This is a genomic window from Novosphingobium hassiacum, assembly GCF_014196055.1.
Classification (GTDB): domain Bacteria; phylum Pseudomonadota; class Alphaproteobacteria; order Sphingomonadales; family Sphingomonadaceae; genus Novosphingobium; species Novosphingobium hassiacum.
On record NZ_JACICY010000004.1, the window covers coordinates 301709 to 314205 of the forward strand.

Here is a 12497-nt window from a genome sequence, read left to right on the forward strand (position 1 = left end):
GAGACTGATATGGAGGTGCGGCTGACCATGTCGGCCGACCCCTCGATTACTTGTGAAGGCATCACATGGTGCGTGCGATCAACACCTTCATGATTTCCGTAGAGCCGCCATAGATCCGCTGGATTCTGGAATCGCGGAACATGCGCGCAATGGGGTACTCGTTGATGTAGCCATAGCCTCCATGCAACTGCAAGCATGTGTCAACAACGTCCCATTCGGTTTCCGTGACCCAATATTTCGCCATTGCCGAGGTCGTGCCATCAAGCTCGCCCTTGAGCGATTTTTCGATGCAGTCGTTGACGAACACCTTGGCCACCGTCGCTTTGGTCTTGCACTCAGCCAGCTTGAACTGCGTGTTCTGGAAGTCGAAGATCGACTGGCCAAATGCCTTGCGCGATTTCGTGTACTCTACTGTCGCCTCGATGGCGCGCTCCATGGCGACGATACCACTGACGGCGATCACCATCCGCTCACGCGGCAGTTCTGCCATCAGCTGGAAGAAGCCCTTACCTTCTTCCGGACCGAGAAGGTTCTCGCTCGGCACCCAGACATCGTCGAAAAACAATTCCGAAGTGTCCTGCGCCTCGTTTCCGATCTTGTCGAGTTTCTTACCGCGGCGGAAACCTTCAACCTTATCGGTCTCGACGACCAGCAACGATGTTCCCCGCGCGCCTAGGCTGGGATCGGTTTTAGCGACAACGACGATGAAATTTGCGAGTTGGCCGTTGGAAATAAACGTCTTCGAGCCATTGATCCGATACCCGTTGCCGTCCTTGATGGCAGTCGTCCGGATTGCCTGCAGGTCAGAGCCCGCTCCCGGCTCGCTCATCGCGATGGCGGCGATGTACTCACCACTCACCAGCTTGGGAAGCCAGCGTTGCTTCTGCTCCTCAGTCGCGTGACCCTGCACGTAGGGCGTTACGATGACGTTGTGCAGCGTGACGGCAAAGCCATCGACATCGTTGCGCTGCGCTTCCTGCGCCAGAACGATGTCATAGCGGAAATCCGCACCTGCGCCGCCGTACTGTTCAGGCACGGTGACGCCGAGGAAACCGGCCTCGCCTGCCTCATTCCAGAACGCACGATCGACCTGGCCATCCTCGCGCCACTGCTCCACGCGTTCCGGAGTCGCACGCTGTTTGAAAAACCGGCGGACGGAGTCCCGGAACATCTCCAGGTCCGGATCCTGCATCGACGGTGATTCTGGAATATCGAGAACGGACATATTCAAGCTCCTTGAATCAGTTCGACCAGACGGTAAGGCCATCCAGGGCCTCAATCCGCGATCCGTCGGCCAATAACGGGTTTATTTCCAGCGAGGCGAGATCTGGCCCAAGCGCAAGAGCGGCTTCGCCAATCTTCACCACGACATCGGCCACGGCATCCAGATCGACAGGCATGCTTCCGCGGTAACCTTCAAGAAGCCTGGCACCGCGCAATGACTGAAACATGTCGATTACATCGGCCTTGCTCACCGGGAGCAGACGGATGGCACTGTCCTTGAGAGCCTCGACCCAGACGCCCCCAAGGCCCACTGCGATAACGGGACCCCACTGAGGATCGCGCGCCGTTCCGACGAACAGTTCTGTACCGCCGCTGCGCATCGGCGCCACGATCACACCTTCGATTTTCGCATCCGGCGCTTTCTGCGTGACCGATTGCATGATGGCCTCGAAGGCCGCTGCTACCGTGCCATCACCCTCCAGCGAAAGCTTGACGCCGCCAAACTCGGTCTTGTGCGCAATATCGGGCGAGGCAATCTTCATGGCCACTTTCCCGCCAAGCGAGCGGGCATGGGAAGCGGCGTCTTGTGCGCTGGTTACCAACTTTGCCGGAATGACCGGGACGCCACGGCTGTCGAGGTAGCTGAGCACATCACGTTCGCCCTGCGGTCGGGACCCCCCAGCTTTCTCCACCAACCCCACAGTTTCACGATCAAGTGAACTGGACCAGCGGCTCAGGTGGCCCAGTGCGCGAGCGCCATATTCCAATCCGTATAGCATAACCGGCTGATTATTGGTTTCCAGGAAGCTCGCCATTGAATCGTTCACGGCTTGCAGCACCTGGGTGACATAAACGCCGGGAACGGGCGAGGCGGCGATGCCGGGCATGAACCCGCCCGCCTGGTGGTTGGCCCCGGCAAGATCGCGCTGCGATTGTGGCGAGTTCGCGTTGACCACGATGATCCCGACGTTGGGATCAGCACCGACGATCGGCAAGGCGCGGGTCCAGATGGAGGGGTCGCGCATGACAGCGCCTGTAATGTCGAACGGATTGAGCGTTGTCCCGAAATCCGAGATCACGCCCTTGAGCTGCTCGACCGTCTCTGGCGCGAACTGCGGCATGGGCAATCCGTACTGCTCGGCAAGATCCGCGAACATTCCGCAGCTACCGCCGGACATGGAGACGAAGGCTATGCCGGGGCGGCTGATCGGGCCGACGCGGTCGATCAGACCCGCCGTCATCACCAGCTCCTCGATCGAACTGACGCGAATGATTCCGAGTTGGCGGCAGGCTGCGTCGAATATTCCGTCGTCACCCACCAGAGCCCCGGTATGAGCCTGGGCAATCGCCGCGGTTAACTCGCTCTTGCCGACCTTGAGGATGATAATGGCCTTGCGCGCCTTGCGCGCCCGGATTGCGGCGCGGCGCAGCTTGTACGGCTGGTTGATCGTCTCCGAATAGACCGCGATTACCCGCGTGGGTTCATGGTCAATCAGATAGTCCACTACATCGCTGGTAGTGACCAAGGCTTCGTTGCCCGTGGCAACGGTGAAACTAACGCCGAAGCCCTGCTGGTGGGCGAACTTGACAATCTCCGCCGCTGTTGCGCCGCTTTGCGAGATGATCCCGATGCCGCCATGGATGATCGGCGTGCGAGGAGGAATTACGGTCAGTGCCCGCCCGTCCGCAACATTGGCGAAGCCAAGCGAGTTAGGGCCGAGGAGGGCAATGCCTCGCTCCCGCGCAAGGGCGACAATCCGCTCCTGCAGCGCCGCACCCTCGGCATCGACCTCGGCAAATCCGGACGTCAGAATTACCACTCCGCGCACGCCCGCATCCGCAGCGTCTACGAGCGCATCGTAGACCGCAGCGACCGGAACGAAAATGTACGCGGCATCCACCGGCTTGCCGATGGCTTTGCACGAGGTAAACCCCGGAAAGCCGTGAACATCCACTCCTGCGCGGTTGACGACGTAGACCGGACCATCAAAACCATAATCTGCGAGACGTCCGGCAATGCCATTCGACCATACCGACTTTTCGGTAGCGCCGACCATGACGATCGATGTCGGCGTAAAAAGCGCGTTCAGGTCGGTCACTCGTGTTTGTTCTGCAGTGGCCACGGCATTTCCTCGGTACGTGTCAAGCACCCAAGTCATTATGCGTATTGTCGGGTAGATGCAAGCAAGGTTCGCCTACACTTGCCAACTTGTTTACCGATGTGCACCATTGGTCAGGGCAAGAAAAATTCCAGCCTGCGGCGCGTAGCGCGCCAGAGACTTCTGACGGCCACATCTTGTTGCAGCACGCACTGGGGCGCACGAATCGAGCGCTGAAGAGAGGAACACATGGGTAAACTTGTAAATAGGATCGCTTTGGTAACCGGAGGAGGTCGCGGCATTGGCAAGGGAATCGCCGTGCGCCTCGCCGCCGAAGGAGCGCACGTCATCATAAACTACTCGCGCAGCCGTGCCGACGCGGAGGCACTGGCCGACGCTGTCCGGGCAGAAGGAGGTTCGGCTTCCACGATCTGCGCCGATCTGTCGGACCTTGCGGCAATCGCCACCATGTTCGAAGCCATCAAGCGCGAACATTCGCACATCGACATCCTGGTCAACAATGCAGCCCGCGGTTCGAGTGGAATGCCGCGGCTGGACACTTCGACGCCGGAGCAGTTCGAGGCGATGATGAGCCTTAACATGCGAGGACTCTACTTCACCACGCAGGCTGCCGTGCGGTTGATGCGGGACGGAGGCAGGGTCATCAGCATCTCGAGCTCAAGCACGATGGCGCGCGTACCAGGACTTTCGATCTACGCAGGTACGAAGGCGGCAGTCGAGGCGTTCACCCGGATCTGGGCTGCCGAACTTGCGTCCCGCCGGATCACGGTGAACGCTGTGCTTCCAGGAATAACCGATACAGATCTGCTACGCGGCAGTCTGACCCCGGAAATGGCCCGCCAGATCGGTGAAAGCGTGCCTTTGGGACGCATGGGAACTCCCAAGGACATGGCCGGTATTGTTGCCTTCCTGGCAAGCGAAGACGGCGGCTGGATAACCGGTCAAAATCTGGTGGCCGCCGGCGGGGCGGCCTGAGGCTTGGCAGCCTGACATTTCGCGGTGCCGCATGGCCTCTATCCGGCTTCGGGCGCTGGTCGGCGCCTGGCCGGAAAGGGTATCGCCGCCTCGTACGCCAATCCTTCGTCAAGTCCGAGGTTCTCCGAGGCGCGATACAGGCTCTTGTATTGTGCGATCGAACGGGACTTGTTTGACAACACACTGCGACAAATCTCCTGGATACGCCCGTCGAGCTGATCGTCAGGCACGGCCTCAAGGATCAGGCCGATCGTGGCCGCCTCCGCAGCGGTGTAGTGCCGCCCCGTAAAGCTCATCTCGCGTGCGCGCATGGCGCCGACACGCGCCGGAAGGCGCTGGCTCCCGCCCCATCCCGGATACAAGCCAATCCTGGCATGGGTGTCTGCAAAGCGGGATCGCTCCGAAGCGACTATCAGGTCGCAGGCCAACGCTATCTCAAGTCCTCCGGTGAGGCAGAATCCATCTACGCGTGCAATCACCGCTTGCGGCATTGTTTCGAGCATTTTGCACAATTCACGTGCTTCTTGCGAAAATTGACTCTGAACGGCAGGGCTGAACTCGGGCGACTGGGCGTACTTCAGATCGACCCCGGCGCTGAAAGCCTTGCCTTGGCCCGTCAGAATCAGCACTCGTGCTTCAGAAGCCGCAACGCTCGCTACGGCTGCGAGCAACTCCGTCATCAAGGGCGGTGAAATGGCGTTAAGCAGCTCCGGTCTCGCCAAAGTCAGAGTCGTTACCCGGTCGTTTTCCTCGTGGTGAATAAACTGTGTCTTCATTACGAATACTCCCTCGCCATCTGCTCACCCGCCATGACCGTCGCGAAAGCCGGAAATGACCAACCTGTCAAGAAAGCCCCTTGACCGATTGTACGGGTACGCGGCATTAAGTTGACCAATTGGCCAAGTCCGTTCTGACGCGTACAACAGTGCCGGCGCTCACCCGATGATACCAACCGAGGACAAGGCGAATGAATCTTGAGGGAAAGGTTGCAATCGTAACAGGGGGCACGCGCGGCATTGGCGCAGGTATTGCCCGCCGCTTGGCCGCAGAGGGCGCAAAGCTGGTGCTTAGCTACCGCTCACGGGCCGACGATGCGGAGGCCTTGATCGGTCAACTGGGGGACAACGCCTTGGCCTTGCGGGCCGACATCGCAGATGCCGGATCCGGTCCTCTTCTTGTAAATGCGGCCGTGGAACGGTTCGGCGGGCTCGACATCCTGATAAACAATGCCGGCCGGCCCGATTTCGCCCCCCTTGCAAGCGTGGCTGCAGAGACGCTCCATGAGGTTTTCGCGCTCAACACCATCGGGCTGCTCATGATGAGCCAAGCGGCGGCACAGCACATGCGTGACGGTGGGAGTATCGTGAGTATTTCCAGCATGGCCGCACGATCAAGATCCGGAGGCCTTTCGGTATATGCTGGTAGCAAGGCAGCAGTTGAAGCGTTCACCCGGTGCTGGGCTACCGAGCTTGCGCCCCGTCGCATCACTGTCAATACTGTGGTCCCCGGTGTCGTAGATACCGATCTGTTGCGCCAGACCACACCGGAGGAGCGCATTTCGGCCTACGTGGCTCCGCTCGGGCGTCTTGGAGCCCCAGAGGATATTGCCGCTGCCGTGGCCTTCCTCTGCAGTGAAGACGGTCGCTGGATCACCGGCCAGGATATCGTTGCAAGTGGCGGCGCCTGAGCTGTGAGCTTGATAGACCCTGGAAACGCGCCAGCAGTCCACGCTGGCACGGCCTGCTGTTCCCTTGAAGGTGTTGCAGTTCCGAGTTGGTCAGACGGTCCCTTTCTCCTGCCCTGAAGCGGGAAAGCTGGCTCTATCGGCTGAATCGCCCGGTGTATCTAACGCTTTGCCGGACTGGAGCAAGCGGATGAGACTTTCGGCGAAAACCGGGATCTCGTTGATCGGGTCAAGCGAGTTGTACAACCGCCCTTGCATCATGGCTCCTGCAATGAAATAGAACAGGATGTTGGTCTGCCGTCGGGCGACCGCCTCACCATGTGGCGTAATCTGCATCAACGTCTGGAAAATGAAGGCGTTGTGTTCCTGCGCCATGCTGCGCACTTTTTCGGCGAGCTCCGGATACTCTTCGATCAAGGTGACACCGGCAGCCATGTGCAGATGGCCCGGCACAAAGCCCTCTTCCTGCTTTGCCGCGATCTGCGCACGGCACATCCAGTCGATATGAGCGAGCAGTGACTCGGCTGGAGCGAGTTTGGTCTGGTAGATCCGTTCGATCTGGCGCCGTTGTATGCTCCACAGGTGATCGAACATGGCCAACAACAGGTCCAGCTTTGATGGGAAGAAGTGGTAGAAACTTCCCTTGAGAACCCCCGCCTCTTCGATCAGCCGGTTAACGCCGATTTCGGAATAGCCATAACGCCACATCAGGCGCAGCGCGCAATTCAGGATTCGCGCGCGCGTCGCCCTTCCGCGCGACGTTCTGGCGGCACCATCCCCGCTCACGTCCAATTTTTCAGCCTGTTTAGTCACCGTCATCCAAACCCCCAAGCGGCATCAGGTTGCTCAAGCCCAACCGCGCAATTCGAGCGACCGGACTGAAACGGAATGGCACAGATCGTCAACTGCAAAGTGCGGGCATGGTCGGCCCCAATGCTGCTGCAAAGATGTGGATGCAACGCCGTCCTCCGTTCGCACGTGCCCCAGTGTCGCAATCCATCGATCTGTCCAGAACTTGACAGATCCGTCAAATGTCGAAACAAGCGGCTTCAAATTGAAATCATTAAAAGAGGAGCTGACATGGCACTGCTGCAGGGCAAAGTGGCATTCATTACCGGTGGTGGATCGGGCATCGGACGGGCCTGCGCCGTAGGTTTCGCAGCTGAGGGAGCCAGGGTCGTAGTCGTCGACGTTAATCTCGCAAATGCCGAGGAAGTTGCACAAGAGGTGCGCAATTCCGGGGGAGAGGCGCTGGCGATGGGTGTCGACACATCCGACAGCGCAGCCGTCGCAGAGGCGGTGCGCCAGACTGTCGCGACCTACGGATCTCTCGACTGCGCCGTAAACTCGGCCGGTGTCGGCACCGTGGCCCAACCGTTCGCCGATATTCCGGAAGAAGCCTGGGACCGGCAGATCGCGGTCAACCTCAACGGCGTCCGCTGGTCCATGAAGTACCAACTGGCGGAGATGCGCAAACAGGGCAGCGGCAGCATCGTCAACATCTCGTCGGGCGCGGGTCTAGCGGCAGTGCCCCGCGCCGGCGCCTATGTGGCAGCAAAGCACGCGGTGGTCGGTATGACCAAGGTGGCAGCGATCGATCATGCCCAGGAGAACATCCGAGTCAACGCGATCTGTCCTGGCTACATCCTGACTGCGATGACCGAAGCCGCCGCCAAAGTCCGGACGCTGGACGTGGCGCAGCTCTGCCCGATCGGCCGCGCCGGACAGCCGCACGAGATCGCCGATGCCGCCGCCTGGCTCTGCTCGGACAAGTCATCGTACGTGACGGGCGTGGCCTTGCCGGTCGACGGAGGCTACCAGGCGTAATCCTGGTCACGGTCCGGGCCGTCGCCAGCGCCAGCGCCAGACCTGACGTTCAGCCCAGACGCGGCTCGAAGGGGACATGGTCATGAGGGTCGCCGTTGTCGGGACGGGTATGTTTTCGCGCATCACCGCCTTGCCCGGGATTGCCCTGGCAAAAACGGCCGAGTTGGGCGGCGTCTTCGACCTTGCCCCTGAAGCCGCCCGCGCGGCTGCCGAGGCGTATGACACGACCTGCTTTGATAGCCTGGATGCGCTTCTCGCTTCGGGGCCCGATCTTGTCTATCTGTCCACTCCGCCCAGCAGCCACGTAGTGCTGCTGGATCGGGTGATCGACGCAGGGCGGAATGTACTGTGCGAAAAGCCGATGTGCTCCACGACCGCAGAAGTCGAGACTGCGCAGGCGCGCGCAGAGGCACGCGGCCTGCTCCACGCCGTGGATCATGAATGGCGATACACATCTGCGTATCGGACTATCCGCCAGATGGTTCAGGATGGGACCTTGGGTACCGTCCGCAATGTTAATGTCTCGGTATGCGTCAACTACGGCGTGGTTGAAGGCTGGCCGCCATTCTATGCCAGTTTTGCCACGATGCTGGCGGAGAGCGGGGGCGTCGTGCCCCAGCTCCTCTCTCACTTCTGCGACCTCTTCGAGTTCATGTTCGGCGGCCTTGCGGCCAGCGGCGCGGCCTTGGCGACAATGATTCCATACAAGCCACTGTCACCGACCGATCCAACGCTTGCGTTCGTGGACGGAGAGGACAGTTGTGCGCTTTCCGGCTTCCTGCCAAACGGCGCACCGGTGGCGATCAGCGCGTCGTGGGTCGCGGCTGCCCCGACCGGAGCGCAGTGGACAATCACCGGAAGCAAGGAAAGTGTGATCTACCGGACCGGCGGCTTGCTGAATGGGGGAAAGCTGGGCCTCGTCACCTCCGACTTCGCCTTGCGAGACGTCGACCAATTGCCGGAATACAATCCCTGCGTGTTTGGCGACGGCGGTAACCGCGAATATCAGCATGGCTTGTTTGCCGCCGAGATCGAGGACATCGCCGCTGCGCTGGCCAGCGGCCGGACCACAGGCCAGTTCGCCACTTTTGCCGACGAAGTCGCTGTCCGTCGCAACATCGAGCATTGGCGTTCTTCAGGGATCCGGGCGGCCTCAGCGGCCCTCGGCCCCTGAGCGTTTCATCATGCCCAGCCGGGTTCTTCCCACCAGGGATAGAAGTCTGGCAAATCCTTGCTCACCCGGTCGGGAAAGACCGCCGGGCGCTTTTCGAGGAAGCTCATGACGCCTTCACGGGCATCTCCCGCTCGACCACGGGCATAGACTGCGCGGCTGTCGATCCGGTGCGCAAGCATGGGATGGCTCAATCCAAGGCCCCGCCACATCATCTGGCGGGTCAGCGTGACCGAAACCGGCGCCGAATTGTCAGCAATCTCGCGCGCGATCGCGTAGGCAGCGGGCAAAAGCTCCTCTGGCGCGTGTACGGAGCGGAGCAGCCCTCCAGCAAGCGCTTCCTCGGCTGTCAGGAGCCTTCCTGTTTCGCACCATTCCAGCGCACGTGAGATACCGACGATCCGCGGCAGGAACCAGTGAGACGCGGCCTCGGGCACGATGCCACGCCTGGCAAAGACAAATCCGATCTTTGCGGTATTCGCGGCCAGACGAATGTCCATTGGCAGCGTCAGGGTGATCCCGATCCCTACCGCAGGACCATTGATGGCCCCGATAACCGGCTTGAGGCTTTCGAAGATGCGCAGGCTGGCTTTGCCTCCGCTATCGCGCACATCTTCGTGCGACCAATCAATGCTGCCATCCGGGCGGACAGGCCCGCCAAGGTCGCTGCCAGCATAGTCGAAGGTCTGTGCACCGTTCTCGAGGTCAGCGCCCGCGCAAAAAGCCCGCCCTTCACCTGTCACAATCACGGCTCTGACATCGTCGTCGGCATCGCTCAGTTCGAAGGCGGCGATAATTTCGTCGCACATCTGCGCAGTGTAAGCATTAAGCCGATCCGGCCGGTCCAGAGTGAGCATCGCGATGTTGTCCGAGACATCGTAGCGGATCGTTTCGAATTGCCGTGACATGCTCTTCATTCTCCTGCCGTTCGAAGTTCTGACGGAAGACGGATATCCGGATGGCAAGGCTGCCATTTATTCTACGAGATCCAGACAGTGTTTCCGTCCACCATTTCATCGCGCTATGTCCACGATTGACTGATCTGTCAAATTCTGTTCAACTCGAGGCCAGAGATGCGGGTTGGAGAGCGAACATGACAAATTTGGATACCCCACCCCTGGATGAGACATGCCACCGATGACCGACGCCGAGACAGAAACGATGACCGCATTGCCAAGCTTGCCCTGTCCCGACGCCCTCTGTGATCAGGCGATGGCCGAAACCGGTCTCTCGGACTGGGGGCCGGTGGATTTTCGCGAACCGCTGGAGCGGCTTGTCACATCTGTGCGGGCCGAGGCTGAACTTTCGCCAGAAGGTACGTCACGGCTGGAGCGAGCGCTGGTAAAGAGCCTGTCCACCCGTCTGCGGATCCAGCATGCTCACGCCGAAAATCCCGACATTGGGTCCGCGCCCGTCGCAGCACCGATCGTAATCCTCGGACTACCGCGCAGCGGGACTACAAACCTGCATTCGCTTTTGGCGCAGGACCCGGCCCATCGCGTTGCGCGCACTTGGGAAATCGCGGCCCCGTTCCCCCCAGCCCGTCCAGAAACCTACTGGACCGATCCGCGCATCGACGCAGTGCAGCAGTTCATTGCCGGGCGGGGCATGATGGCCGACGAGATTCAGGCCGCCCTGCCCTATCATGCCACCAGCCCGGCAGAGTGCGGCGCCATCATTGATGGCGCATTCATGAGCCAGCACCGTCAAGCCGGCGCGCGGGCGCAGAGTTGGGCGCGCTGGCGCGACCATGAAGCAGATTGGGAGCCGGCCTTCGCTTATCACAAGCGGTTCCTGCAGCACTTGCAAACCCACTACCGCGCTGAGCGCTGGCTATTGAAATCTCCCGAGCATCTGGTTTCTGCGGCCACCTTGGTGAAGACGTATCCCGACGCTGTCATCCTGCACACGCACCGCGATCCTGCGCTCGTGCTGGGATCGGTATCGTCGCTGATCACCGCCTTGCGGCGCTTGGAATCGGACTCGGTCGATCCTGTGGAAGTGGGCCGGGAGCAATTTGAACTGTGGGCGCACGCTACAGATTGCGCGCTCGCCGCGCGCGATGCCTGGGGCGACAACCGCAAGATTGTGGACGTTCACTTGCGCGATGTCGCCCGAGCTCCGATCGAGACTGCCGAACGGGTCTATGACGAAATGGGAATGCCACTGTCCGATGTGGCGCGCGAAGGCATGCGCCGGTTCGCCGGGGGCGAAGAAGGCGCAGGGGAGCGTAAGCACGTTTACCGATCGAGCTATGCGTTGGAAGATTTCGGCCTGAACCGCGACGAGATCCATGAGCGTTTTTCCGCATACATGAAGCGGTTCGATATCCAAAAAGGGGCCTGAGGAGAGGTTATGAGTGGCAAATTGATCGAGGTGGCCTTTGTCGTGGACGACATGGCTGAAGCCATTGCACGGTGGACTACCACATTCGGCGTGGGACCTTTTTTCACAGGCATCTTCGACGTGCCGGATCAGACCTACCGCGGCCAGCTTGCGCCAGCCAGAATGGAAGTCGCCTTCAGTTTTACCAATGGTGCGCTGCTGGAACTGATCCAGCCTTTGGACACCGGCGACAACATCTTTTCAGAGGCCGGCCCTGGCTTTCATCATCTGATGTTCGAATTGCCCGACCACGACGCCGAGGTGGCCCGCTATGCCGCACAAGGTTATCCGGTTGTCCAATCCGGTAGTTTCGGCGGCAGCCCATTCTCGATCATCGACACGCGCACGGCCACTGGGGCCTACACCGAGATCATGGCGTTCAACGCTGGTGTGCAGCGGCTTTACAGCCGGATGAAAGCCGAAAGCGAAGCTTGGGATGGCATCAGCGAACCGCGTCGCAATCTGTTCACCGCATTGGCGGCCTGACAGGCAGACCCACCCGGTTTGCATCACGCACGTATGAATATGCGGAACGGCAAAGGCTGCCCCGTTGCAAGAGAGAGTATGAAACCATGACCATATCGGACTATGACCAGATCCGTAACCTGATCGCCCGCTATAGCCATTACGCAGACGATGACGACAGATCACAGGAGTACCGCGCGCTTTTCGCCAGGGACGGGGTTCTCGTTGAGGGGGGCGTTTCTTTGCCGGCCGACCGCCTGCCACTGCTGCGCCAGCTCTATTGCGAGCTTAAGAAACAACAGCCGCAGCCCTTCGGTGCCAAGCATCTTCAGATGAACTCGGCAATCGAAATCGAGGGCGATACGGCAACTGCGGTTACCGATCTGCTGACCATCCAGGTGCGCCCGGAAGAGGGGTGGACACTGGGGGGCGCGGGTCAATACGTGGACGATCTCGTGCGGGAAGAAGGGCAGTGGCGGTTCAAGCGTCGCGAGGTTCACTGGTACAAGGGAACCTCGGCGCGCGTGAAGTCTGACGACATGGCGTTCAACCAGACTCTTGCCCTCATGATCAAGAACGCCATGAGCGGCGAAAGCACCTGACGCGCACAACAGCCGGGGTTATGCGAGGTTCTCAGCGGGCCTCG

At 60.4% G+C, this 12497-nt stretch carries 12 protein-coding genes; 7 read left to right on the forward strand and 5 right to left on the reverse strand.

The window, feature by feature from the left end:
• Positions 1–61: 61 nt before the first annotated feature.
• Together GGQ88_RS10865 and GGQ88_RS10870 are read right to left on the reverse strand one after the other, a co-directional pair.
• Positions 62–1225, reverse strand: a complete 1164-nt coding sequence (locus GGQ88_RS10865) for an acyl-CoA dehydrogenase family protein (RefSeq protein ID WP_183613233.1) — start codon at positions 1223–1225, stop codon at positions 62–64.
• 16 nt (positions 1226–1241) lie between these two features.
• Positions 1242–3347 carry an acetate--CoA ligase family protein gene (locus tag GGQ88_RS10870; protein WP_183613178.1) on the reverse strand — a complete coding sequence of 702 codons (2106 nt, stop codon included), beginning with the start codon at positions 3345–3347 and terminating at the stop codon, positions 1242–1244.
• 225 nt (positions 3348–3572) lie between these two features.
• On the opposite strand from GGQ88_RS10870, the gene GGQ88_RS10875 reads away from it, so the two are divergent.
• Entirely contained in the window at positions 3573–4319 is a 747-nt protein-coding gene (locus GGQ88_RS10875; protein WP_183613179.1) for an SDR family oxidoreductase, read from the forward strand.
• Positions 4320–4357: 38 nt separating this feature from the next.
• Here GGQ88_RS10875 and GGQ88_RS10880 read toward each other — a convergent pair whose 3' ends face one another.
• Positions 4358–5095: an enoyl-CoA hydratase/isomerase family protein gene (locus tag GGQ88_RS10880; protein ID WP_183613180.1), complete on the reverse strand. Its 738-nt coding sequence runs from the start codon at positions 5093–5095 to the stop codon at positions 4358–4360.
• Positions 5096–5286: 191 nt separating this feature from the next.
• Here GGQ88_RS10880 and GGQ88_RS10885 point away from each other — a divergent pair, with 191 nt between their 5' ends.
• A complete protein-coding gene (locus tag GGQ88_RS10885) occupies positions 5287–6006 on the forward strand; it encodes an SDR family NAD(P)-dependent oxidoreductase (protein WP_183613181.1) in 720 nt (239 codons plus the stop codon).
• Positions 6007–6096: 90 nt separating this feature from the next.
• On the opposite strand, the gene GGQ88_RS10890 is transcribed toward GGQ88_RS10885, so the two are convergent.
• Positions 6097–6822 (reverse strand): TetR/AcrR family transcriptional regulator, encoded by a 726-nt coding sequence (locus GGQ88_RS10890; RefSeq protein ID WP_183613182.1) that lies wholly within the window; start codon positions 6820–6822, stop codon positions 6097–6099.
• A 261-nt stretch (positions 6823–7083) separates the two neighbouring features.
• Between GGQ88_RS10890 and GGQ88_RS10895 the strand changes: the two genes are divergently transcribed.
• On the forward strand, positions 7084–7830 hold the full coding sequence (locus GGQ88_RS10895) for an SDR family NAD(P)-dependent oxidoreductase (RefSeq protein ID WP_221214615.1): 747 nt from the start codon (positions 7084–7086) through the stop codon (positions 7828–7830).
• Positions 7831–7912: 82 nt separating this feature from the next.
• Positions 7913–9004 carry a Gfo/Idh/MocA family protein gene (locus GGQ88_RS10900; RefSeq protein ID WP_183613183.1) on the forward strand — a complete coding sequence of 364 codons (1092 nt, stop codon included), beginning with the start codon at positions 7913–7915 and terminating at the stop codon, positions 9002–9004.
• A gap of 8 nt (positions 9005–9012) precedes the next feature.
• Here GGQ88_RS10900 and GGQ88_RS10905 read toward each other — a convergent pair whose 3' ends face one another.
• Positions 9013–9909, reverse strand: a complete 897-nt coding sequence (locus GGQ88_RS10905) for a crotonase/enoyl-CoA hydratase family protein (RefSeq protein WP_183613184.1) — start codon at positions 9907–9909, stop codon at positions 9013–9015.
• A gap of 220 nt (positions 9910–10129) precedes the next feature.
• On the opposite strand from GGQ88_RS10905, the gene GGQ88_RS10910 reads away from it, so the two are divergent.
• From GGQ88_RS10910 to GGQ88_RS10920, 3 genes are all read left to right on the forward strand, one after another.
• Positions 10130–11347: a sulfotransferase family protein gene (locus tag GGQ88_RS10910; protein WP_183613185.1), complete on the forward strand. Its 1218-nt coding sequence runs from the start codon at positions 10130–10132 to the stop codon at positions 11345–11347.
• Positions 11348–11356: 9 nt separating this feature from the next.
• Complete coding sequence (locus GGQ88_RS10915) at positions 11357–11872, forward strand: VOC family protein (RefSeq protein WP_183613186.1); 516 nt, start codon at positions 11357–11359, stop codon at positions 11870–11872.
• Positions 11873–11958: 86 nt separating this feature from the next.
• On the forward strand, positions 11959–12453 hold the full coding sequence (locus tag GGQ88_RS10920; protein WP_183613187.1) for a nuclear transport factor 2 family protein: 495 nt from the start codon (positions 11959–11961) through the stop codon (positions 12451–12453).
• The last annotated feature ends 44 nt before the right edge of the window (positions 12454–12497 follow it).

Excerpts from the sequence above, each read along its gene's own strand:
- GGQ88_RS10915 (WP_183613186.1), top strand. The coding sequence starts at position 11,357 with ATGAGTGGCAAATTGATCGAGGTGGCCTTTGTCGTGGACGACATGGCT.
- GGQ88_RS10885 (WP_183613181.1), top strand. The coding sequence starts at position 5,287 with ATGAATCTTGAGGGAAAGGTTGCAATCGTAACAGGGGGCACGCGCGGC.
- GGQ88_RS10905 (WP_183613184.1), bottom strand. The coding sequence starts at position 9,909 with ATGTCACGGCAATTCGAAACGATCCGCTACGATGTCTCGGACAACATC.
- GGQ88_RS10890 (WP_183613182.1), bottom strand. The coding sequence starts at position 6,822 with ATGACGGTGACTAAACAGGCTGAAAAATTGGACGTGAGCGGGGATGGT.
- GGQ88_RS10880 (WP_183613180.1), bottom strand. The coding sequence starts at position 5,095 with ATGAAGACACAGTTTATTCACCACGAGGAAAACGACCGGGTAACGACT.
- GGQ88_RS10920 (WP_183613187.1), top strand. The coding sequence starts at position 11,959 with ATGACCATATCGGACTATGACCAGATCCGTAACCTGATCGCCCGCTAT.
- GGQ88_RS10865 (WP_183613233.1), bottom strand. The coding sequence starts at position 1,225 with ATGTCCGTTCTCGATATTCCAGAATCACCGTCGATGCAGGATCCGGAC.
- GGQ88_RS10900 (WP_183613183.1), top strand. The coding sequence starts at position 7,913 with ATGAGGGTCGCCGTTGTCGGGACGGGTATGTTTTCGCGCATCACCGCC.
- GGQ88_RS10875 (WP_183613179.1), top strand. The coding sequence starts at position 3,573 with ATGGGTAAACTTGTAAATAGGATCGCTTTGGTAACCGGAGGAGGTCGC.
- GGQ88_RS10895 (WP_221214615.1), top strand. The coding sequence starts at position 7,084 with ATGGCACTGCTGCAGGGCAAAGTGGCATTCATTACCGGTGGTGGATCG.
- GGQ88_RS10910 (WP_183613185.1), top strand. The coding sequence starts at position 10,130 with ATGCCACCGATGACCGACGCCGAGACAGAAACGATGACCGCATTGCCA.